The organism is Maridesulfovibrio sp. FT414 (genome assembly GCF_050916235.1).
Classification (GTDB): Bacteria; Desulfobacterota; Desulfovibrionia; order Desulfovibrionales; family Desulfovibrionaceae; genus Maridesulfovibrio.
Genome location: NZ_CP104854.1, coordinates 1,184,346 through 1,205,378 on the forward strand (window position 1 = coordinate 1,184,346; position 21,033 = coordinate 1,205,378).

General features: G+C 53.4%; 21 protein-coding genes. 19 read left to right on the forward strand and 2 right to left on the reverse strand.

Going from position 1 to position 21,033, the window contains the following annotated elements; all coding sequences use genetic code 11:
- Window positions 1-52: 52 nt before the first annotated feature.
- Entirely contained in the window at window positions 53-1,447 is a 1,395-nt protein-coding gene (gene gltX / locus N7E73_RS05240) for a glutamate--tRNA ligase (RefSeq protein ID WP_432737978.1), read from the forward strand.
- Window positions 1,448-1,563: 116 nt separating this feature from the next.
- Here the strand turns inward: gltX and N7E73_RS05245 are convergent, their stop codons facing one another.
- Entirely contained in the window at window positions 1,564-2,322 is a 759-nt protein-coding gene (locus N7E73_RS05245) for a substrate-binding periplasmic protein (protein ID WP_432737979.1), read from the reverse strand.
- Between the two features lie 179 nt (window positions 2,323-2,501).
- On the opposite strand from N7E73_RS05245, the gene N7E73_RS05250 reads away from it, so the two are divergent.
- The 4 genes from N7E73_RS05250 to N7E73_RS05265 all read left to right on the forward strand — a co-directional run bounded on the left by N7E73_RS05250 (window position 2,502) and on the right by N7E73_RS05265 (window position 8,283).
- Window positions 2,502-4,172, forward strand: coding sequence for a gamma-glutamyltransferase family protein (locus tag N7E73_RS05250; protein ID WP_432737980.1), 1,671 nt, complete (start codon window positions 2,502-2,504; stop codon window positions 4,170-4,172).
- 639 nt (window positions 4,173-4,811) lie between these two features.
- The gene (locus tag N7E73_RS05255; protein WP_432737981.1) at window positions 4,812-5,801 is read left to right on the forward strand and encodes a TAXI family TRAP transporter solute-binding subunit; all 990 of its coding nucleotides are present in this window, start codon (window positions 4,812-4,814) and stop codon (window positions 5,799-5,801) included.
- Between the two features lie 72 nt (window positions 5,802-5,873).
- On the forward strand, window positions 5,874-7,802 hold the full coding sequence (locus tag N7E73_RS05260) for a TRAP transporter permease (RefSeq protein ID WP_432737982.1): 1,929 nt from the start codon (window positions 5,874-5,876) through the stop codon (window positions 7,800-7,802).
- 118 nt (window positions 7,803-7,920) lie between these two features.
- The gene (locus tag N7E73_RS05265) at window positions 7,921-8,283 is read left to right on the forward strand and encodes an STAS/SEC14 domain-containing protein (RefSeq protein WP_432737983.1); all 363 of its coding nucleotides are present in this window, start codon (window positions 7,921-7,923) and stop codon (window positions 8,281-8,283) included.
- 97 nt (window positions 8,284-8,380) lie between these two features.
- Here the strand turns inward: N7E73_RS05265 and rpmB are convergent, their stop codons facing one another.
- On the reverse strand, window positions 8,381-8,584 hold the full coding sequence (rpmB, locus tag N7E73_RS05270; protein WP_432737984.1) for a 50S ribosomal protein L28: 204 nt from the start codon (window positions 8,582-8,584) through the stop codon (window positions 8,381-8,383).
- Window positions 8,585-8,768: 184 nt separating this feature from the next.
- On the opposite strand from rpmB, the gene N7E73_RS05275 reads away from it, so the two are divergent.
- The 14 genes from N7E73_RS05275 (at window position 8,769) to nusB (ending at window position 20,919) form a co-directional block, all read left to right on the forward strand.
- The gene (locus tag N7E73_RS05275; protein ID WP_432737985.1) at window positions 8,769-9,287 is read left to right on the forward strand and encodes a YceD family protein; all 519 of its coding nucleotides are present in this window, start codon (window positions 8,769-8,771) and stop codon (window positions 9,285-9,287) included.
- A 50-nt stretch (window positions 9,288-9,337) separates the two neighbouring features.
- The gene (gene rpmF, locus N7E73_RS05280) at window positions 9,338-9,517 is read left to right on the forward strand and encodes a 50S ribosomal protein L32 (RefSeq protein WP_432737986.1); all 180 of its coding nucleotides are present in this window, start codon (window positions 9,338-9,340) and stop codon (window positions 9,515-9,517) included.
- Entirely contained in the window at window positions 9,510-10,535 is a 1,026-nt protein-coding gene (gene plsX / locus N7E73_RS05285; RefSeq protein WP_432737988.1) for a phosphate acyltransferase PlsX, read from the forward strand. The genes rpmF and plsX overlap by 8 nt, the downstream gene beginning before the upstream one ends.
- 89 nt (window positions 10,536-10,624) lie before the next feature.
- Window positions 10,625-11,611, forward strand: coding sequence for a beta-ketoacyl-ACP synthase III (locus N7E73_RS05290; RefSeq protein ID WP_432737990.1), 987 nt, complete (start codon window positions 10,625-10,627; stop codon window positions 11,609-11,611).
- Window positions 11,612-11,800: 189 nt separating this feature from the next.
- On the forward strand, window positions 11,801-12,544 hold the full coding sequence (fabG, locus tag N7E73_RS05295) for a 3-oxoacyl-[acyl-carrier-protein] reductase (RefSeq protein ID WP_432737991.1): 744 nt from the start codon (window positions 11,801-11,803) through the stop codon (window positions 12,542-12,544).
- 37 nt (window positions 12,545-12,581) lie between these two features.
- Window positions 12,582-12,812 carry an acyl carrier protein gene (locus tag N7E73_RS05300; RefSeq protein ID WP_432737992.1) on the forward strand — a complete coding sequence of 77 codons (231 nt, stop codon included), beginning with the start codon at window positions 12,582-12,584 and terminating at the stop codon, window positions 12,810-12,812.
- Window positions 12,813-12,935: 123 nt separating this feature from the next.
- Complete coding sequence (fabF, locus tag N7E73_RS05305) at window positions 12,936-14,174, forward strand: beta-ketoacyl-ACP synthase II (protein ID WP_432737993.1); 1,239 nt, start codon at window positions 12,936-12,938, stop codon at window positions 14,172-14,174.
- A gap of 376 nt (window positions 14,175-14,550) precedes the next feature.
- A complete protein-coding gene (glyA, locus tag N7E73_RS05310; RefSeq protein ID WP_432737994.1) occupies window positions 14,551-15,789 on the forward strand; it encodes a serine hydroxymethyltransferase in 1,239 nt (412 codons plus the stop codon).
- 262 nt (window positions 15,790-16,051) lie between these two features.
- Window positions 16,052-16,507: a deoxycytidylate deaminase gene (locus N7E73_RS05315; protein ID WP_432737995.1), complete on the forward strand. Its 456-nt coding sequence runs from the start codon at window positions 16,052-16,054 to the stop codon at window positions 16,505-16,507.
- A 16-nt stretch (window positions 16,508-16,523) separates the two neighbouring features.
- The gene (ribD, locus tag N7E73_RS05320; protein WP_432738840.1) at window positions 16,524-17,624 is read left to right on the forward strand and encodes a bifunctional diaminohydroxyphosphoribosylaminopyrimidine deaminase/5-amino-6-(5-phosphoribosylamino)uracil reductase RibD; all 1,101 of its coding nucleotides are present in this window, start codon (window positions 16,524-16,526) and stop codon (window positions 17,622-17,624) included.
- Window positions 17,625-17,627: 3 nt separating this feature from the next.
- Complete coding sequence (locus N7E73_RS05325; protein ID WP_432737996.1) at window positions 17,628-18,284, forward strand: riboflavin synthase; 657 nt, start codon at window positions 17,628-17,630, stop codon at window positions 18,282-18,284.
- Window positions 18,285-18,571: 287 nt separating this feature from the next.
- A complete protein-coding gene (locus N7E73_RS05330; protein ID WP_432737997.1) occupies window positions 18,572-19,789 on the forward strand; it encodes a bifunctional 3,4-dihydroxy-2-butanone-4-phosphate synthase/GTP cyclohydrolase II in 1,218 nt (405 codons plus the stop codon).
- 14 nt (window positions 19,790-19,803) lie between these two features.
- Complete coding sequence (gene ribH, locus N7E73_RS05335) at window positions 19,804-20,274, forward strand: 6,7-dimethyl-8-ribityllumazine synthase (RefSeq protein WP_432737998.1); 471 nt, start codon at window positions 19,804-19,806, stop codon at window positions 20,272-20,274.
- Between the two features lie 183 nt (window positions 20,275-20,457).
- On the forward strand, window positions 20,458-20,919 hold the full coding sequence (gene nusB / locus N7E73_RS05340) for a transcription antitermination factor NusB (protein WP_432737999.1): 462 nt from the start codon (window positions 20,458-20,460) through the stop codon (window positions 20,917-20,919).
- Window positions 20,920-21,033 lie beyond the last annotated feature (114 nt).

Consider the following 21,033-nt stretch of genomic DNA (forward strand, 5'->3'; position numbering starts at 1 on the left):
GGCGGATTTTTTTGCTTCTGAGCTCTTAATTATATTTTCAGGAGATACAACCATGGCTAAAACCGTAACCCGTTTCGCACCAAGCCCCACCGGGCATCTGCATATCGGCGGCGCCCGCACCGCTCTTTTTGCATGGCTTCTGGCCAAAAACAAAGGCGGCGAATTTGTGCTGCGCATTGAAGACACCGACCGCCAGCGTTCCGAACAGGAATACACCGATGCAATCCTCGATTCCATGAAATGGCTGGGCATGGACTGGGTCGGAGAGCCCATTTACCAGAGCGAACGTTTCGACATCTACAACGGCTACATCGACCAGCTTCTGGCTGAAGGTAAGGCTTACTGGTGCGAATGCACTCCTGAAGAAGTCGATGCCATGCGCGAAAAGGCCATGCAGGAAAAACGCAAGCCCAAATACGACGGTTCCTGCCGTGAAAAGAAACTCGGCCCTGGAGAGAACAGGGTTGTACGTTTCAAGGCCCCGCTGGACGGACGCACTTCTTTCACCGACATGATCAAGGGCCCCATCAGCGTGGAAAACGCCGAAATGGACGACATGATCCTGCGCCGCAGCGACGGCTCCCCCACCTACAACCTCGCCGTTGTAGTGGATGACCACACCATGGGCGTTACCGATGTCCTGCGCGGAGACGACCACGTCAACAACACCCCTCGTCAGATCCTGCTTTATCAGGCTCTGGGCTGGGATGTTCCCAATTTCGGACACGTGCCCATGATCCTTGGACCGGACAAAAAGAAACTTTCCAAACGCCACGGTGCCCTTTCGGTCATGGAATACGAAAAAATGGGCTACCTGCCAGAAGCGGTGGTAAACTACCTTGTACGCCTCGGCTGGTCCCACGGCGATCAGGAGATCTTCTCCCGCGAAGAACTTTTCAGCTATTTCAATACCGACAGCCTAGGCAACTCCCCTTCCGTTTTCGACACCAAAAAACTGGACTGGGTAAACAGCGAGTACATCAAGGCCAAGGCCCCGGCTGATCTGGTAGCAGGACTGCGCACCTTCCTGCCCGAAGGAACCGAAGCAGAAGACGCTTACCTTGAAAAGATCATCCCCCTGCTCCAGCCCCGCGCCACAAACTATCAGGAAATGGCCGACATGTGCGATTTCTTCCTCATGGATGCCCAGACCCTAAGCTATGACATGGAAGCAGTGGCAAAAGTCTTCACCCCCGATGCCCTTGAGATCATCAAAGAACTCACCGCACGTATCGACGCTGATGAAGAATACTCCCACGACTCCCTTGAGGCAGTCTGCAAGGGCTTCCTTGAAGAAAAGGGCCTGAAGTTCAAGGCCATCGGCCAGCCGGTCCGCCTTGCCCTCTGCGGCAAGACCCAGTCCCCCGGCGGTCTCTATGAACTGATGCTCGTTCTGGGCAAGGCCGAAACCATCGCCCGCATGAACCGGGCTGTCACCCTAGCCTAATTTAACGGATATCTACAGGTGCAGGCACTCAGGTTCCGCACCGTCCATTTAAAGCAAAAACGCTCCGTGCCCTGCGAAGGGAACGGAGCGTTTTTGCTGCCTGCTTCACGAATCTTTTATTTCTCCGGTTCCGGAGGAAAATACCTGTCCATAATCTCCTGCCAGACACCTTCGCTCTTGAGTTGATCCAGGACGGTCTGCCATTTTCTGATAACCTCATCGGGAGTCTTGTGTGCAAAGGCAATATAGGCGGTGGTGAAAAAAACCGGAGGACCAAGACGTTCCAGTTCTTCCACGTGCAGTTCAGGATGCTGCCTGCCGAGATACTGCAAAGCCTTGCGTCCCATGGGTACAAGGGCCACCCGGCCTTTATTCAATTTCATAAAGTCAAAGACCTGCGATGAACTCACATCCAGATTTGCGAATCCCATATTCACGAGATTGAGATGAAAAACATCATCCCTCGTCACCGCAATCATGCCAACCTTTTTGGCATCATCGACGGTTTTGAGCTCAATACGGCATCCCTTACGACCGTAAAAATAAACGTCATCCCAAAAAACTGGCCCCACGAACTTGAACAGGGCCGAACGCTCCGGGGTCATGGCCATGGGAAAAAGGACATCACCCATTCCGGCCTGTAGTTTCTTGTATCCTCTGGCCCAAGGGTAAAATATAATCTTCGAGGGGTGCTCCCCCAGCCTTTCCTGAATAATTTTCACAAGCTCAACAACAAGCCCCTTTGCTTCCCCATCAACATGATAGCTGTAAGGAGGATATTCCTCAGCCATTATGCAAAGGTCGGAAGCAATGGCCGGAACCGCGTGTAAGAGCAGAAAAGAGGCCAACAGCAGGCAGCGTAAGAATGACAACATGTTTTTCAGGTTATATTGAAGAAACGCAAAAGACAATTACTCTGAGTATAGCCAAACAGCACATATGTCCTGATAGCACTGTCTAAACGATTAACTGCAAACCACCAATCAGGTCTTGCTTTTTCGCTGCCAAACCAACTACGATCCATACCCGGAAATAACAACCCCGGAGATCTGTAATGAACCCTTTTGAAATATCCAGCCACAAACTCCCTGAATTCGTTTTAACTTCACGCCGTTCCCCGGTTTTCGCAACCCGCGGCATGGTCGCAACCAGTCAACCGCTCGCAACCGAGGCCGGGCTGGAAATTCTTCGAGCAGGGGGCAATGCAGCCGATGCGGCCATAGCAGTTGCAGCAGCTCTCGCAGTGGTGGAACCATGCAGCACCGGCCTTGGAGGAGATGCCTTTGCCCTTTTCTATAACGCAAAAGGCAGGACCGTATCGGCCCTGAACGGTTCGGGAAAATCTCCGGCGGAGATTTCGCTGGCCAAAGTCCAAGAGATGGGTATTGCCGGAGAACTTCCCAAACGCCATGCCATGACCGTAAATGTTCCCGGAGCCCTCGCACTCTGGACGGATATGATCGAACAACATGGAACCATGCCGCTGTCAGCAATCCTCGCCCCGGCCATCCACTACGCAATGCAGAGCTTTCCTGTGAGCCCGGTGACCGCTCATCTGTGGAATGAAGGGGCTGAACATGTCCTCAGAACCAGTCCCGGTGGAACTTCCCTGCTGCTTGATGGCGAAGCTCCCCGCTGCGGAGAAATAATGCTTAACAGGGCGCTCGGACTGACTCTTGCCCGGATCGCAGACTGTTCTCCGAAGAAAGCCCGGGAAATGTTTTATCGTGGAGACATGGCAGAACGGATTGTCCGAATAGTCCGGGAGAACGGAGGATTTCTTTCAGCGGAAGACATGGCTGGACATTCGACCCTTTTTCAGGACTCAATCAGCACCACCTACCGAGGCTACGAAGTCCATGAATGCCCGCCCAACGGACAGGGTCTTGCAGCACTGCTAGCTTTGAACACCCTCTCGACCATTGATGTGGCCGGTCTCGGAAAACCGGACTCGGCCAAACGGATGCACTATCTGATTGAAGCCATGCGTCTTGCGTTTGCAGACGCACGGCAGCATATTGCCGATCCTCAGGAATATACCCCACCGCTCGATAAACTGCTCTCACCGGCATACGGTGCAGCAAGGGCCGCCTGCATACTTCAGGACAGAGCCAATCCTGCTGCCGCAAGCGGAATGCCGGTCAACAGTTCCGATACCGTCTATTTCTGCGTAGTGGACAAGGACGGCAACGGCTGTTCCATGGTCAACTCCAACTACATGGGCTTCGGAACAGGTATTGTTCCGGACGGACTCGGATTCTCACTGCAGAACCGCGGGCACAACTTCTCACTCGACCCTGCCCATCCCAACGTCCTTTGCGGAGGCAAACGCAGCTACCACACCATAATTCCGGGTATCTGCCTGCGTGCGGACAAATCCCTGCACAGCACCTTCGGAGTCATGGGCGGATTCATGCAGCCGCAGGGACACCTGCAGGTCATCTCGGCCATGCTGGATGACGGCGCAGGCCCGCAGGAAGCTCTGGACCGGCTGCGCTTCTGTATAGAGCCCGGCGAAGCTGGGGGAAAAGTATGCCTTGAAGAAGGCTTACCACCCGAAACCATAGCCGATTTGTCAGCTATGGGACATTCAGTCGGAATTATAGAGGGTTATAGCCGAACAATTTTCGGGCGCGGCCAGATAATAATTCGCGATTCTGACAACGGAGTGCTCTGCGGCGGGTGTGATCCCCGCTCTGACGGATATGCAGCAGGACTGTGCTGAGTCTGTTGTAATATAGCCAGAGCGCGGTTTACAACGTATGGGGAAATAGTCTCAGGAGACACAGTCAAAAATAAATGTGATCCCTCACTTTCGAATTTTATTTAATTTAATCTTGCCTTGAATTCGTTATTCGCAAATCACACTGCGTATTTAAAGCAAATTAATACACAACTAAAAAAATCGATCACGAGTAGAATATAAATTTAAATTTTCAACTTGAATGGTACACATATATATTTTAATTCACGTTCATTTCAATTCCAACTTACTGCATAACTTATACATCATACCTGCATAGCAAAATTTGATCATACAATCAAAAATGCCATAAGGTACATATATACCAGCAACTGGATTTTTTATCTTTTACATAATATACAACCCGGACAATCCGGCGACTCTAGCACAAAAGAACACACCTTATATCTTTTCTGCAAGCGCTGGCAAAGTGATCCGTGCAGCAATCATGAACACCGGGGTTGCAATTCCAGATGATCTACATCCTGCCGACATCACTGCACTCCGGCACAAGCACTCAAAACACCTTGAGTACACTCCATGAAACAATGCTGCATACGACATCGTATCGGCCTGTGCATTTATAAACTCACCTGTCCAACATCCAACCGCGGAGGAACTATGTTCAAGAAATTTGCCAGCCTCGTTCTGGTGTGCATGCTTTGTCTTACCTTTTCAGCAGCCCCATCACAGGCCAGCGACAACAACCTGATCATCGCTACAGCCACAACCGGCGGAACATACTACCCGGTTGGTGTTGCTATCGGAACACTGATCAGCATCAAACTTTCCAGCGCTGACAAGATCACCGCAACCGCAATCAACTCCGCTGGTTCCGGCGAAAACATCCAGATGCTCAAGAACAAGGAAGCCGACCTTGCCATTCTGCAGGCCCTGTTCGGGCTCAATGCCTATGAGGGAGAGGGACCGTATGAAGGCAAGGCCTTCAAGGACTTCCGTTCCATCACCATGCTCTGGGAAAACGTTGAACACTTCCCCCTGCTGAACAAGTACATAAAAACCGGTGACATTTCAGACCTCAAAGGACTGGACAAGAAATTTTCCATCGGCAAGCGCGGCAGCGGAACTGAAGGCTCGGGAAGAACCCTGCTCAAAATAATGGGCGTAGACATGGAAAAGGATCTCATCCTTGAGTACCTCGGCTACACACCCTCTGCACAGGCCATGATGGACGGAAGGATTGCCGGGGCCAACATTCCCGCCGGCCCCCCTGCAGCAGCAATCACCCAGCTTTACGCTCAGCTCGGCTCGGATGATGTGACTGTTCTTGACTTCAGCGATGCCCAGCTTGCTGAAATCCAGAAGAAGTATCCCATCTGGAACCGCTACGTGATTCCCGCAGGCACTTATCCTTCACAGACAAAAGACATCAGGACCATTGCCCAGCCCAACTTCCTGGCCTGCCGCGCCGATCTGCCTGAAGATGTTGTCTACAAGATCACCAAGACCATTTACGAAAACCTGCCCTTCCTGAACAACATCCACAAGGCCACCAAGGCCATGTCACTTGAACGCGCCACCGCAGGCCTTCCCGCTCCCCTGCATCCCGGTGCCGAGAAGTACTATCGCGAAGTCGGCATCATAAAATAATTACGGTTCACGCATTTAAGGTGGCGGACTTTCAAGTCCGCCACCTCTCACAATTCATTCCAAGGATAATTTATGGCTGACACGACTTCCCCAAAGCCGGCAGTTAAGAAAGATTCAGGCGGCGAAACCCTCGCGATAAAGCGCGTAATTGAAGGTCGCACCGCTAAACTGCTTTACGCCACAGGCATCATCTGTTCTCTCTTCCACCTCTGGGTAAACACCATCGGCATCATGCCCGAAATCCAGAGGAACGCCATCCACTACTCCTTCATGCTCTTCATCGGGTTCCTGCAGTACCCCATGCTCAAAAAGCATGCCCGCGAATCTCTGCCTGCAGATTATTTTCTGGCAATCCTGTCCTTCGGGGTAGGACTATACCTTGTTTTCTTTGAAGACGCACTGCACATGCGCAACGAGGTGCCCATACTGGCGGATCTCATTGCGGCAGGGCTGGCGATCATTCTCCTGATGGAGATAACCCGGCGGACCACGGGCATGCTCATACCCTGTCTTGCCGCCATATTCCTGGCGTACGGGCTGGGTGGCGGGCGATACCTTGACGGACTCTGGCACTTCCCCGGAGTAACGGTGGAACGCATGCTTTACCGCATGTACTTTGCCCCGGACGGTATCTTCGGAACCATTGCCACTATTTCCAGTACCTTTGTATTCCTTTTCGTACTCTTCGCATCATTCCTGATCAAATCCGGGGCCGGTGAATTCATCATCAGGCTCTCCATGGCAACCATGGGCCGGACCATTGGAGGCCCGGCTAAAATGGCTGTTTTCGCTTCAGGTTTTATGGGTTCGGTTTCGGGAAGCGCTGTTGCCAACACGGTCGGGACCGGTTCCATAACAATCCCCCTGATGAAGAAAACCGGCTTCCCCAGCAAGTTCGCCGGGGCGGTAGAGGCAGCAGCCTCCACCGGAGGCCAGCTCATGCCGCCCATCATGGGCGCCGGTGCGTTCATCATGAGCCAGTGGACCCAGATTCCCTACCTGACCATCGTCGCCGTCGCCTTCATCCCAGCCATCATGTATTTCATCAGCGTCGCCTTCTTCGTCCACCTGCGGGCCAAGAAACTCGGGATCAAACCTATTCCCGAAGAGGATATTCCCCGCATCGGCGAAGTCATCAAGGAGGGATGGAACTTCTTTCTCCCCATCGGCGTGCTCATGGGGCTGCTCATGGCCGGATTCACCCCCACATTCTCCGCCTGCGGAGGTATTGTGGGGATTGTCGTAGCCAGCTGGATCAACCCCAAAACCCGCATGTCCGGGCGCGACATCCTTGATGCACTGGCAGCCGGAGGACAGAACATGGTCACCACCGGGGTCATCCTGCTCTGCTCCGGAATTGTGGTTGGGGTCGTGCTCATGGTCGGCATGGGTATCAAATTCTCCATGCTCATAACCATGGTTGCCGGAAACAGTCTGCTCCTGACCATCATCATGGTGGCGCTGGCTTCACTGGTACTGGGCATGGGACTGCCCGTAACAGCCTCCTACATCGTTCTGGCAGTTCTGGCGGCTCCGGCCATGCAGATGCTCGGTACAAGCCTTCTGGCGGCCCACATGCTCATTTTCTGGTACTCGCAGGATGCCAACGTGACCCCGCCGGTCTGTCTGGCGGCGTACAGCGCTTCGGGCATTTCCGGGTCCAGCCCGCTTGAGACGGGATTTGAATCTTGGAAGATAGCCAAGGGACTGTACGTCATCCCGCTGCTGTTCTGCTACACCCCGATACTGTTTGAAGGAACGGTATGGCAGGTGGCGGAAACCGCAATCACCGCCACCGCGGGCCTGTTCTGCTTTGCGGTATTCTTTGAGGGATTCAACACCTATGCGCTAAACTTCCTCCAGAGACTTCTCTACATGGGAACTGCTGTCATGCTGCTCTGGCCGGACATGAGCCTTCACGCCGCCGGTGCGGTCCTGCTTGCAGTCATGGTTCTGAGAGAAAGATCGGTATTCAGAAAACAGGCTTTTGAAACAGCTTAGCGACAGCAACAAGTAACGAGCAGGGGAAGTTTCACAAATGAAACTTCCCCTTTTTTTTGGTCCGTGATAATTCTTTTATAACACAATATTTATCGACACCCTTTCAAGGAGCGTAATCATGATTGAAGTCATGCCTGAAAGCAGCGGGCCTATGCTGGCGGTAAGGGCCACCGGAACTCTCAGCGGAAATGACTACTCTGAGGTGTGGATTCCCGCTCTGCAGCAGGTCATTGAAAAATATGGCAAATGCCGGTGCCTGCTGTACATGGACGAGGAATTCAAGGGCTGGGACCTCGCAGCCATGTGGGAGGACGCCCGGTTCGGCTTTGTTCACCGCAACGACTTCGACAAAATCGCCATTGTCGGAGGACCGGGATGGGTCGAGTGGGGAACAAAGGTTGCCGGGGCACTGATGAGCGGGGAAGTGAAGACCTTCACGGCGGAAAAACTTGCGGATGCGCTTAAATGGGCGGCGGAATAATCCCGGAAGAAAAAGCAAAAAAAAGCCCCAGCCATAATTATTTATGACCGGGGCTTTTTACACGAACTGGCCGTGCGAAAAAAGAATGTAACCTAACTTACTTTTTAGCTACGGGCTTTACAACAGAGCCGGAGCGGATGCAGCGAGTGCAAGCCTTGATGCTTTTCACTTCACCGCTGGGAAGCTGGGTGCGGACCTTCTGCAGGTTGGGCATGAAGCGTCTCTTGGTCTTGTTGTGAGCATGAGAAACGTTGTTGCCGCTCTGAGGGCCTTTTCCGCATATATCGCATACCTGGGACATGTTGAACCTCCTTGATGGTAGTAACCTTTTCTAGGATGCCGGAAAGCATAGATCCCTGCAAGGGAAATCGCTCCGTCCGAACAAAAGAGGTATCATTTAAACGCTCGCTCTGGAAAATGCAAGCTCTTTTTCCTTGACAGAAGAAAAAAAACTCATATAGGAAAACCCTCCGCGAGGAGAAAATATGTCTGAACTCTGGATTACTTTAAATGACATTCCCGAAGAGGGACAGGATTTCGTTTTCGAGGACCAGAACTTCTGGTCTGACGCCTGGAAACGGTTCAAGGTGGAAGTCCGTGAAGGAGATCCCCTTGTGTCGGAAGTCTACGTCCTCCCCCAGGGAGACGGTTGCCTTGTCCGGGGCAGAACCAGCGGTTCAGTAATCATTTCGTGTGACAGATGCACGGCAGACTACAAGCACAAAATTTCCACCGAATTTGAGGAATTCGAGCAGGTGGCCGAATCGGAAAAGGACGAAGAGTCCCCGGTGGTTCGGACCAAGGACGGCTTGAAACTCAACATCGGAGCCCTGCTCTGGGAAAATTTCGCCATTGCCCTGCCCGTAAAGCCCCTTTGCAAGGAAGAATGCAAGGGACTCTGCGATAAATGCGGTGCAGACCTTAATAAAGGCAAATGCCAGTGCAACAAGGATGAGGGCGATCCAAGGCTTGCGGTTTTCCGCAATCTTAAGATAAAGAACTAAGTTCCGGTCCGCATAAGACCGGTTTAAAAAATCACTCTAGGAGACTAGTCATGGCACAGCCGAAAAAGAAAACTTCCAAATCCCGCAAGAACATGCGTCGTTCCCACGACCACGTAGCAACCCCCAACGTAGTATACTGCGAGTGCGGTGAGCCTATCATCCCTCACAGAGCGTGTTCTTCCTGTGGTTCCTACAAAGGTCGTCAGGTAATCACTTCCGAAGATGCCTAACATAATTCCCCGCATCGCCGTTGACGCCATGGGAGGCGACTACGGCCTTACGGTTATCGTCCCGGCTGCGGTTTCGGCCGCAAAGAAGGGACTCCCGATTACTCTGGTTGGTGATGAGTACATGATCCGGTCCGAGCTCGAAAAGCTCGACACCGGATCATGTACTATTGACATTGTCCACGCCTCACAGATCGTAACCATGGAAGACAAGCCTGCCGACGCCATGCGCCGTAAAAAGGACTCCTCCATTCAGGTTGCCTGCAGGCTGGTCAAGGAAGGCAAGGCAGACGGGGTCGTCAGCGCCGGTAACTCCGGAGCGACCGTGGCCTGCGGCATGTTCACCATCGGCAGAATCAAGGGAGTGCTGCGTCCGGGAATGGCCGGTATTCTTCCCACTGAAAAAAAACCCATGGTTCTTCTGGACGTGGGTGCCAATGTAGACTGCAAACCTGAACACCTCTTCCAGTACGGGCTCATGGCCGACGTGCTGGCCCGAGACGTGCTGGGCTATGAAAAGCCCCGCATCGGTCTTCTGACCATCGGGGAAGAGGAAGGCAAGGGCAACACCCTGGTCAAGACCACCTACGACATGCTCAAGAGTTCATCACTGAATTTCGTGGGCAACATCGAAGGTCGCGACATATTCACCGGGGATGTTGATGTTGCCGTTTGTGACGGTTTTGTAGGCAACGTGGCACTCAAACTCGCCGAAGGGCTGGCCAGCAGTTTTGCACACCTTCTGAAGGGCGAACTCAAACGCGATATTGTCTCCAAGATCGGAGCCATGCTCGCCATGAAAGCCTTCAAGAGATTCAGCCGACTCCTGGACAAGTCCGAATACGGCGGAGCGCCAGTCCTAGGACTGAACGGAATCGTCCTTGTCTGTCACGGCAAAGCCGATTCCCGGGCGGTTGAGCGTGCCATTGAAATGGCCGCCACTTTTGTAAAAAATGATGCTGTAGCCCACCTCAAGGAAGGGCTGGCCGCCCACAAGGGAATCACCGCACCTGAGTTGTAGCGATCTTTTCCTCCCGGCAGCCTCCAGCACAGTTTTTTCCAGATCAAGACCGCCTGTTGCATTTTCCATCCTAAAACAGGAATGGCATAATGAGTACTTTCTCGCACATCAGGGGCCTTGGTTTCCATGTCCCTGAAAAGTTGTATACAAATGCGGACCTGGAGAAATTCGTTGACACAAACGACGAATGGATCACCACCCGCACCGGAATCAGGCAGCGTCATATCGTTGAAAACGAGACCTGCCTGGATCTGGCACACGCCGCCTCGGTTAAAGCCCTTGCCGCAGCAGGGATGGAAGCCGGGGAGCTCACCCATATCATAGTGGCCACCTTCACCGGCGACATGCCGGTCCCGACTACTTCCTGCCTGCTCATGGAGCGTCTTGGTATCAGAAACCGTGTAGCCATGGATCTTTCCGCGGCCTGCTCCGGTTTCGTTTATGCCCTTGAAGTGGCCCGCGCCCTGATCAACCTTGACCCTAGCTCAAAAATTCTTATTTGTGGTGCTGAAGTCCTCACCAGCCGCGTGAACTGGGAAGACCGCTCCACCTGCGTCCTCTTCGGAGACGGCGCCGGTGCGGCTGTTCTCTCGGCCGGACAGGAAGGAGAACCCGGACGGGTCATAGACACAATCCTTTCCGCTGACGGCGGTCCGGCCATGAACCTGACCATCAAAGGCGCAGGTTCTGCCTATCCCTACAAGCTCGGCGATACTGTCGGCGAAGAAAACTTCGTCCAGATGCAGGGCCGGGAAATCTACAAGCATGCAGTAAGGTCCATGACCGCCATCTCCAACGAGATTCTTGAGCGCAACAGCTTCACCACTGAAGATGTGGACGTGCTCCTGCCGCATCAGGCCAACCTGCGCATCATTGAGGCTGTAGGCAAGAAGCTGGACGTTCCCCGCGAAAAAGTTTTCGTGAACGTCGACATGTTCGGCAACACCTCTGCGGCTTCGATCCCCATCGCCCTTGCGGATGCAAGGGAATCCGGTTTCATCAAGGACGGGGATCTGGTTCTGCTGGCTACTTTCGGCGGCGGACTGACATGGGGATCTTCACTGATCCAGTTTTAATCTGGCGTTGCGAAAAAGGTCTTTATTTTTTCACACAACAGTCACAACCTCGTTGTATGAAAAGGAAAAAGAACATCACGCAAACGCTCATGAATGTTTAAGAAGATTAATTTTAGATTAGATTTGCAGTCAAAGCCGCTTTAGGCTATGAGACGCAGGACTACTTTAATTCAACATAGAGGAAATCAGATGAGTGAACTGCCAAGCACCGCCCTTGTGACGGGCGGTTCCAGAGGAATCGGCGAAGCCTGTGCCAAAAGGCTTGCCAAAGACGGCTTTGAAGTGATCATCACCTACGTCAGCCGCCCCGACGGGGCCGATAAAGTCTGCGCTGAAATTGAAGCCGCAGGCGGAAAGGCCCGCTCATTCAAACTTGATTCTTCTGACCGTGATGCTGTCGCCGCCTTTTTCAAAGACGAAATCAAAGGCAAGGTCAAACTGGATGTTTTGGTCAACAACGCCGGAATCACCCGCGACGGCCTGCTGGTCCGCATGAAAGACGAAGACTGGGACAAGGTGCTGGACATCAACCTGACCGGAGCCTTCACCTGTCTGCGTGAAGCGGGCAAAATCATGATGAAGCAGCGTTACGGCAGAATCATCAACATATCCTCTGTTGTCGGTCAGGCCGGCAATGCCGGACAGGCCAACTATGTATCCGCCAAGGCCGGCCTTATCGGGCTGACCAAGGCCAGTGCCATCGAGCTTGCTTCCCGCGGAGTCACAGTGAATGCCGTTGCACCGGGATTCATTGAAACCGACATGACCGCAGAACTGCCTGAAAAAGTCGTGGCACAGATGATGGAAAATATTCCGCTGAAAAAACTCGGAAAATCCGAAGATATAGCGAATGCGGTCTCCTTCCTCGCGTCGGAAGACTCCGGTTATATCACTGGACAGACTCTCGCCGTTAACGGCGGGATGTACATGTAGACAAAAAACATTAAAAAATAATGATTTGGAGGGGACTATGTCCGCAGCTGAAAAAGTAAAAGCAATTATCGTTGACCAGCTTGGCGTTTCCGAAGACGAAGTAAAAGAAGAAGCTTCTTTCGTTGAAGATCTCGGTGCCGACTCTCTTGACCTCACCGAACTCATCATGGCCATGGAAGAAGAGTTCGACGTAGAAATCGAAGATGAAGAAGCTCAGAAGATTCTGAAAGTAAAAGACGCTATCGCTTTCGTAGAAAGCAAGCAGTAGAGTTTACTCTCTGACTTCAGGGTTTAAGAAGAGCGCCTTACGGCTCCCCAACGGGCGTAAGGCGCTTTTTATCTTTCAGGCCCCCGCCGGAATAACCACAACCAATCATACAGGTTCTTATACATGAACAGGGTAGTAGTAACAGGCGTTTCCGCCATCACCCCCATCGGTAACGATGTCGATACCAGTTGGAACAACCTCATTGAAGGGAAGTGCGGGATCGCCGAAATTACCGCATTTGACGCCAGCGAGTACACCGCCCGCATCGCCGGGGAAGTAAAGGACTTTGATCCCACAAAATACATCCCCGCAAAGCAGGCCAAACGCATGGAAAGGTTCACCCAGTTCGCGGTGGCTGCCAACCAGATGCTCATGGAATCCACCGGGCTCAAGCTTGAGGGCGAAGCAAGAAAACGCGCCGGTGTCATCATTGGAGTCGGCCTCGGAGGCCTCGAAACCATTGAAGAACAGCACACCAAGCTGATGAAATCCGGTCCCAAGAAAATTACGCCGTTCTTCATTCCCATCATCATCGGCAACATGGCTGCCGGACAGGTTTCCATTTTCGCCGGAGCCCAGGGCCCCAACATGTGCCTCTGCACTGCATGCGCATCCGGAACCCACGCCATCGGCGCAGCATACACTGACATCATGCTCGGCCGCGCCGACGTTATGATCTGCGGCGGAGCAGAATCCACCATCACACCTCTCGGCTTTGCCGGATTCACCGCCATGAAGGCCCTTTCCACCCGCAACGAAGATCCGCAGACCGCTTCCCGCCCGTTTGACGCAGGCCGTGACGGTTTTGTAATGGGTGAAGGCTGCGGACTGCTGCTGCTTGAATCTCTGGACCACGCCAAGGCACGCGGTGCCAAGATTCTGGCCGAAGTAGTCGGCTTCGGCGCATCCGGAGACGCCTACCACATGACCGCTCCCATGGAGGACGGCGAAGGCATGTCTCTGGCCATGGAAGCAGCCATCCGCGAAGCGAAGATCAAGCCCTCCGACGTTGATCACATCAACGCTCACGGAACATCCACAAAACTCAACGACTTCTGCGAAACTACCGCCATCAAGAAAGTCTTCGGCGACCACGCATACAACATCGCCATTGCCGCAAACAAAGGTCAGACCGGGCACCTGCTCGGCGGAGCCGGCGGCATGGAAGCTGTTTTCGCAGTCAAAACACTTGAAACCGGCATCATTCCGGGAACAATCAACCAGATCGATCCCGATCCCGATTGCGACCTTGATTACGGTAAAGGCGGATCCCGCGAAAAGCAGGCCGAGTATGCACTGAGCAACTCCTTCGGCTTCGGCGGAACCAACGCCTGCATGCTCTTCAAAAAATTCGAAGCTTAAGCTGAATCAATAGGCCTCCGGCGACCCTGCCGGGGGCCTTAAACCCTTTTGGGAAAAGGGTTTAAGTATCCCAAAACTTTTTAACAGGCTTCGCGTCTGTGTATGAAAGATTTTGCGGAACAGATAATACCTGCCTTTCCAAACCTTTTCCTGTATGTAGACATAATCTTGGTTGCCGAGTAAAAAGTTTTTGTGATCACCACAATTTTCCGAACGGGCTGAACCTCACTGGAGCAAAGCCCTGCTAAATGTTTTAGAAGAGTCCGGAGAAGCTTTTAAACCATAATTCTCCGGCCCTCGGACGGCCCCCGGAAACACCGCCAGCAGGCACGCCGGTGGCATATAAATTTCTAATTTTAAAAATACGGAGCTTGTCATGGAAGAACTGATGATGAAAGATCCGGCAGTAGCCGCTGCCATCGCCCAGGAAGTAACCCGCCAGATGACCAAGCTTGAACTTATCGCATCGGAGAACTTCACCTCCACTGCGGTTCGTCAGGCCATGGGCAGTGTAATGACCCACAAATACGCTGAAGGTTACCCCGGAAAACGCTACTACGGCGGCTGTGAATTCGTTGACCTGGCAGAAGACCTTGCCCGCGACCGCGCCAAACAGATCTTCGGCTGCGAATATGTAAACGTACAGCCCCACTCCGGTTCACAGGCCAACATGGCCGTATACTTTGCGGCCCTCAAGCCCGGCGACACCGTACTCGGCATGGACCTGTCCCACGGCGGCCACCTGACCCACGGTTCCCCGGTCAACTTCTCCGGCAAGCTCTTCGACATCAAATTCTACGGTGTTGATCCTGAAACCAAGACCATCAACTACGACAACGTCCTTGAGATTGCCAAAGAGTGCAAACCCAAGATGATCATTGCCGGTGCTTCCGCCTACCCCCGTATCATCGACTTCGCCCGTTTCCGCCAGATTGCTGACGAAGTAGGCGCTGTGCTGATGGTTGACATGGCGCACATCGCAGGTCTCATCGCAGCAGGCGTACACCCCTCCTGCATTGAGCATGCCCACTACACCACCACTACCACTCACAAAACCCTGCGCGGTCCCCGCGGCGGTATGATCCTCTCCTCCGAGGAGTACGGCAAATCTCTGAACTCCAACATTTTCCCCGGTATTCAGGGCGGTCCGCTCATGCACGTCATTGCAGCGAAAGCGGTTGCCTTTGGTGAGGCCCTCAAGCCTTCCTACGTTGAATACCAGAAGCAGGTTGTAGCCAACGCCGCTGCACTGGCAAAGAACCTCATGGATGCCGGTTTCGAACTGGTTTCCGGCGGTACTGACAACCACCTCATGATGGTCGACCTGACCAACAAGGACATCACCGGCAAAGACGCCGAACATGCCCTTGACGAAGCAGGCATTACCGTCAACAAAAACACCATTCCCTTTGAAACCCGTTCCCCGTTCGTTACCTCCGGCGTCCGCATCGGTACCCCGGCTCTGACCACCCGCGGAATGAAAGAAGCCGAAATGGTGAAAGTGGCCGGCTGGATCACCGCTGCCCTCGAATCCGTCGGCAACGAGACCAGACTTGCTGAAATCAGCAAGGAAGTTGCAGACTTCGCGAAAGATTACCCGCTGTTTGCGTACTAGGATTGATCCTGTAATCTGCAATTACGCAGACAGGGTTAATTCAGATTATGACTGCCGTTTTTGCTGAACGCGAGAGAATCCCTGACAGGGATTCCAAAGGTGCTTAGCTCCTTTGGCCGCCGGAGGCGAAATCAGATCGTCAAAAGCGCGCAAGCGCATCACCCTAGAGCCTTCCCAGGCTCTGGCAACCAGCACGTACCATTAAAAACGGGCCCGGATTAAAGTCCGGGTCCGTTTCAGCTTAGAAAGCAGGGAGCATTCCATGGACAACAGACTTCCGTGGCCTGAATATTTCATGCGCATAGCGCACCTTGTAGCCGAGAGGGCCACCTGTACAAGACGCAAGGTGGGTGCCGTGGCGGTCAAGGACAAACGCATCCTCGCCACCGGCTACAACGGTCCGCCCTCTGATACTGCACACTGCGCCGATGTCGGCTGCATCCGTGAAAGCCTCGGGGTTCCATCCGGACAGCGGCACGAATTATGCCGCGGCCTGCATGCCGAACAGAACGTAATCATTCAGGGTGCACTGCACGGCATATCCCTGAAAGGTGCGGAAATATACTGCACCACCCAGCCCTGCCTGATCTGCACCAAGATGCTGATCAACACCGGCGTAACGGCAATATACTATTCCGAAAAATACCCTGACGATCTTTCCGAGCAGATGCTCAAGGAAGCGGGAGTTAAATTTGCATTTCTTCCACTCGACTCTTAGTTTCTACGAAACTTTCATGACCCGCGCAGTGGAACTGGCCCTGCGCGGCCGCAGCCGCACCGCTCCTAATCCGTGCGTTGGAGCTGTCATGGTTCAGGACGGACACATCGTTGCTGAAGGCTACCACAAATTCTGCGGCGGCCTGCACGCCGAACGTGAATGTATTGCTGATGCCCGATCCAAGGGTGTGGATATGTCCAGATGCACAATGTTCGTCACCCTTGAGCCCTGCAACCATTACGGTAAGACCCCGCCCTGCACCGAAGGAATCCTGCAGGCCGGGATCAGACACGTGGTTGTAGGAACACGTGACCCCAACCCCAAGGCTGCTGGAGGGCTTGAATACCTGGAGTCCAGAGGGGTCAAGGTTGAACACGGGGTACTTGAAGAGCAGTGCCGCGACCTCATTTCGGATTTCCTGTGCTGGCAGTTTTCCGACCGGGCCTATTCCATCCTGAAGCTGGCCTGTACCATCGACGGCAAGATCGCCGGTGCGACCGGAGCGCAGGAAGCGGTGTCCTGCCCGGAATCCTTTGCCGATGTTCAAAAACTGCGTTCAATAGTCGGTGCGGTAATAGTTGGCGGCAACACCCTGCGTGAAGACAATCCTAGTCTGAACTGCCGCCTTGATCCACTGCCCGAAGGAGTAACTCAGCCCAGGGCTGTTGTAGTCACCGGATCGCTGCCACGGAACATGGATGACTATACCCTGACCACCACCAGAGCCACCGAAACAATTTTCTGGACCAATGAAAGAGAGGCCGCTACTAAGACTGCCGCGGAGCTAAAAAACAGGGGAATTGAAGTTACAGCCCTTCCCAGCGGCGAAAACGGTCTTATATTGGGATCTGGCTTTAAAATGCTGCGTGAAAAACACGGAGTACTGCGTACCCTGTGTGAAGGCGGCGGACGTCTGGCTCTTTCCCTTGCCGAGCAGGGGCTGGTGGATGAATTCGTCATGTATCAGGCCCCCAGGATTCTCGGTAATAACCAGGGCAGGCCCAACTTTTCCGGGTCGGAACGTAAGCTTATCGGGGAAGCCTTGAGCCTGCGCATCAGCCGCGTTCAGCAGAGCGGACGAGATTTAAAAATAGTTTTCAAACCCGAAGGACAGTAGAATATGTTCACCGGACTAGTTCAGGGAAAAGGCAGTATTTCCAAAGCCGAAAATCGCGGAAAAGAAACCCGCCTTACGGTCTTGGCCCATGGCATCCGTGATTACGTCAAAGGCGAATCCATTGCCATCAACGGGGTCTGCCTGACCGTAGAAACATACAGCGACAGCTGGTTCACCTGCTATGCAAGCAACGAAACCATGTCGGTGACCAACCTCGGCAACCTGAAAAAAGGCTCCATGATCAATTACGAGCGCGCACTGGCCATGGGTGACCGTCTGGGCGGACACATCGTATCCGGCCACGTGGACTGCATCGGAACCGTGGATTCTGTACGCCCTGCCGGTGAATCTCGGATTTACCGCATAAAATTTCCGGCTGAACACGGAAGATACATTGTACCCAAAGGCTCAGTAGCTCTGGACGGCATCAGCCTGACCGTAAACGATTGCGGGCAGGACTACCTTGAGGTCAACATCATTCCGGAAACACAGGAGCAGACCACCATCTCGCTGTGGAGCCCCGGTTACGCCGTGAACATCGAGACTGACATCATCGGGAAGTACGTTGAACGCATGGTCGCGCCCTGGACCGGCGCAAAATCCGATGACAAGCCGCAGAGCAGGATAACCATGGATTTCCTGCGCGAACACGGGTTTTAATTTTAGTTGGTGCGCTGCGCGCTTTTTTCGATTTGATTCTGCCTCCGGCGGCTTAAACCCTTTTTGAAAAAAAGGGTTTAAGAATCCCAAAAACTTTTGGCAGGCTTCGCCTCTTCGTATAAAAAAGGCACAAACACGTAGCTAACAACTTGCAATATAAAGACTTAAGTGTAAGTAAAAAACATATTTCACCCTTTTCACTTTTTAGGGTAAGTAGACAGACCTGCCCGCAATGCCGGACAGTACAAAAAGAAGCCCTCCGCCCGGCGGAGCATGAGGATACGAATATGCCTTTCTGCACTATTGAAGAAGCGATTGAGGATCTCCGCGAAGGCCGCATGGTCATCATGGTCGATGACGAAGACCGTGAAAACGAAGGCGACCTTGTCTGCGCAGCAGAGAAAGTCACCCCCGAGATCATCAACTTCATGGCCACCCACGGACGCGGGCTGATCTGCCTTGCCATGTCCGGTGACATGATCGACCACCTGAGACTGCCTCTCATGGCCCAGTCAAACGGCTCTCAGTTCGGTACCAACTTCACAGTTTCCATTGAAGCGCGTGAAGGTGTAACCACCGGTATTTCCGCAGCCGACCGCGCCACCACCATTCTCACCGCCGTACGCGACGGAGTACAGGCTGAAGACATCGTAACCCCCGGTCATATTTTCCCGCTCCGCGCCAAGGACGGCGGGGTACTGGTCCGCGCCGGACAGACCGAAGGCAGTGTTGACCTTTCCCGCCTCGCCGGTCTGAAACCCGCAGGGGTAATCTGCGAGATCATGAAGGACGACGGCACCATGGCCCGCCTTCCCGACCTCAAGGAATATGCCAAAAAGCACAATCTCAAGATCTGTTCCACCGAGGACCTGATCAAATACCGCATGAAGTTCGGCAGCCACACCGTAACCCGTGAAGCTGACGCAGAACTGCCCACCCGCTGGGGTAATTTCAAGGCTTCCGCTTTCCACTCCTCCGAGGACAACCGCACCCACATCGCCCTGACCATGGGCGACATCGTGCCCGGTGAACCTGTACTGGTCCGCGTTCACTCCGAATGCCTCACCGGTGACGTTTTCGGTTCCCAGCGCTGTGACTGCGGCGACCAGCTTGCCTCCGCCATGTGCATGATCCGCAACGAAGGCAAGGGAGTGCTGCTGTACATGCGCCAGGAAGGCCGTGGAATCGGCCTCGGCAACAAAATCAAGGCCTACCACCTGCAGGATCTCGGCTGCGATACCGTTGAAGCCAACGAACGCCTCGGCTTCAAGCCAGACCTTCGCGAATACGGCACCGGCGCACAGATTCTGGTCCAGCTCGGCATAAGCAAAATGCGCCTGATGACCAACAACCCCAAGAAGATTGTCGGTCTCGAAGGTTACGGCCTTGAAGTCACCGAACGTGTGCCCATTGAAATGGACGCCTGTGAAATGAATTTCGGTTACCTCAAAACCAAAAAAGACAAGATGGGACACATTCTGGATCATCTTGAAGACAAAAAATAACAGGGAGATGCACCATGTATCATATCAAGACAATTGAAGGCCAGCTCGACAGCAAAGGCCTCAAGATAGCTCTCGTTGCCGGTCGCTTCAACGACTTCATCGTGGAGAGACTCATCGGCGGAGCAGTTGATTATCTCCACCGGCACGGCTGCGACAAGGCCAACATGGAACTGGTCAAGGTCCCCGGTGCTTTTGAAATCCCCGTGGTAACCAAGAAACTTGCAGAATCCGGCAAATATGACGGAATCGTTGTGCTCGGAGCCGTTATCCGCGGCGCCACCCCTCACTTCGACTACGTCTGCAACGAATGTGCAAAGGGCGTTGCCCAGGTCAGCCTGGAAAACAACCTGCCCATCGGCTTCGGTCTGCTGACCTGTGACACCATCGACCAGGCCATCGAACGCGCCGGTTCCAAGGCAGGCAACAAGGGCGTTGAAGCCGCTTCCGCCATGCTGGAAACCATCCGCGTAATGGAACTGATTTAGGCAGAATTCCCACTACCGGCCGTCTTCGGCCGGCTGCATTGCAGAGCAATAGAATTAAGGCATACGGCCTCTGATCACTCAATCAGGGACCGTATGCCTGTTGTGTTGTTTAAATAACAATTTAGATGTATCTTGCGTTTCAAATTTAACGAGCTCTTTGTAAACGCAAGGGTGTGATCAGAAATGTCCCAGACAAAAGGTTTACGTAGAAAGGCCCGCGTACTTGCTTTTCAGGTACTTTACGGCTTGAGTTTTGTCCCTCCCCACGGCGGATGGACCTGTGACCGCATTTACAACCAGAGCCCGGCTGTCCGGCGCGAGACTGACGAGGAACTGATCCTTTATGCCCGCGACCTGCTGCTTGGAATCTGGAGATCCCTTGATGAACTTGACGAGGTTATCGGCGGCTACTCCAAGCACTGGAAAATCGAAAGAATCGCCAAGGTCGAACTGGCGATCCTGCGACTTGCCGTTTATGAACTGATGCACAAGCCCGACATCCCCTTGAAGGTGGGTATCAACGAAGGCATTGAGCTTGCCAAGAAATTCGGTGACGGTAATTCACGCAATTTCATCAACGGCATTCTTGATGCGGTTGCCCGTGACATCGACACCGGCAAGTTCAAGGTTACGAAGAATTTCTAGGCCGCATTTCAATGCTCAGGGACTCTGCGAAAAGCATAGATTCCCGTTTCACACAGAAAACTATCAGGTATTCCAAAGGGGATAGTCCCCTTTGGCCGCCGGAGGCGACAACTT

What these genes read in the sequence shown, in the direction of transcription:
- gltX (WP_432737978.1), top strand. Translation starts at nt 53, where the DNA reads ATGGCTAAAACCGTAACCCGTTTCGCACCAAGCCCCACCGGGCATCTG.
- N7E73_RS05245 (WP_432737979.1), bottom strand. Translation starts at nt 2,322, where the DNA reads ATGTTGTCATTCTTACGCTGCCTGCTGTTGGCCTCTTTTCTGCTCTTA.
- N7E73_RS05250 (WP_432737980.1), top strand. Translation starts at nt 2,502, where the DNA reads ATGAACCCTTTTGAAATATCCAGCCACAAACTCCCTGAATTCGTTTTA.
- N7E73_RS05255 (WP_432737981.1), top strand. Translation starts at nt 4,812, where the DNA reads ATGTTCAAGAAATTTGCCAGCCTCGTTCTGGTGTGCATGCTTTGTCTT.
- N7E73_RS05260 (WP_432737982.1), top strand. Translation starts at nt 5,874, where the DNA reads ATGGCTGACACGACTTCCCCAAAGCCGGCAGTTAAGAAAGATTCAGGC.
- N7E73_RS05265 (WP_432737983.1), top strand. Translation starts at nt 7,921, where the DNA reads ATGATTGAAGTCATGCCTGAAAGCAGCGGGCCTATGCTGGCGGTAAGG.
- rpmB (WP_432737984.1), bottom strand. Translation starts at nt 8,584, where the DNA reads ATGTCCCAGGTATGCGATATATGCGGAAAAGGCCCTCAGAGCGGCAAC.
- N7E73_RS05275 (WP_432737985.1), top strand. Translation starts at nt 8,769, where the DNA reads ATGTCTGAACTCTGGATTACTTTAAATGACATTCCCGAAGAGGGACAG.
- rpmF (WP_432737986.1), top strand. Translation starts at nt 9,338, where the DNA reads ATGGCACAGCCGAAAAAGAAAACTTCCAAATCCCGCAAGAACATGCGT.
- plsX (WP_432737988.1), top strand. Translation starts at nt 9,510, where the DNA reads ATGCCTAACATAATTCCCCGCATCGCCGTTGACGCCATGGGAGGCGAC.
- N7E73_RS05290 (WP_432737990.1), top strand. Translation starts at nt 10,625, where the DNA reads ATGAGTACTTTCTCGCACATCAGGGGCCTTGGTTTCCATGTCCCTGAA.
- fabG (WP_432737991.1), top strand. Translation starts at nt 11,801, where the DNA reads ATGAGTGAACTGCCAAGCACCGCCCTTGTGACGGGCGGTTCCAGAGGA.
- N7E73_RS05300 (WP_432737992.1), top strand. Translation starts at nt 12,582, where the DNA reads ATGTCCGCAGCTGAAAAAGTAAAAGCAATTATCGTTGACCAGCTTGGC.
- fabF (WP_432737993.1), top strand. Translation starts at nt 12,936, where the DNA reads ATGAACAGGGTAGTAGTAACAGGCGTTTCCGCCATCACCCCCATCGGT.
- glyA (WP_432737994.1), top strand. Translation starts at nt 14,551, where the DNA reads ATGGAAGAACTGATGATGAAAGATCCGGCAGTAGCCGCTGCCATCGCC.
- N7E73_RS05315 (WP_432737995.1), top strand. Translation starts at nt 16,052, where the DNA reads ATGGACAACAGACTTCCGTGGCCTGAATATTTCATGCGCATAGCGCAC.
- ribD (WP_432738840.1), top strand. Translation starts at nt 16,524, where the DNA reads ATGACCCGCGCAGTGGAACTGGCCCTGCGCGGCCGCAGCCGCACCGCT.
- N7E73_RS05325 (WP_432737996.1), top strand. Translation starts at nt 17,628, where the DNA reads ATGTTCACCGGACTAGTTCAGGGAAAAGGCAGTATTTCCAAAGCCGAA.
- N7E73_RS05330 (WP_432737997.1), top strand. Translation starts at nt 18,572, where the DNA reads ATGCCTTTCTGCACTATTGAAGAAGCGATTGAGGATCTCCGCGAAGGC.
- ribH (WP_432737998.1), top strand. Translation starts at nt 19,804, where the DNA reads ATGTATCATATCAAGACAATTGAAGGCCAGCTCGACAGCAAAGGCCTC.
- nusB (WP_432737999.1), top strand. Translation starts at nt 20,458, where the DNA reads ATGTCCCAGACAAAAGGTTTACGTAGAAAGGCCCGCGTACTTGCTTTT.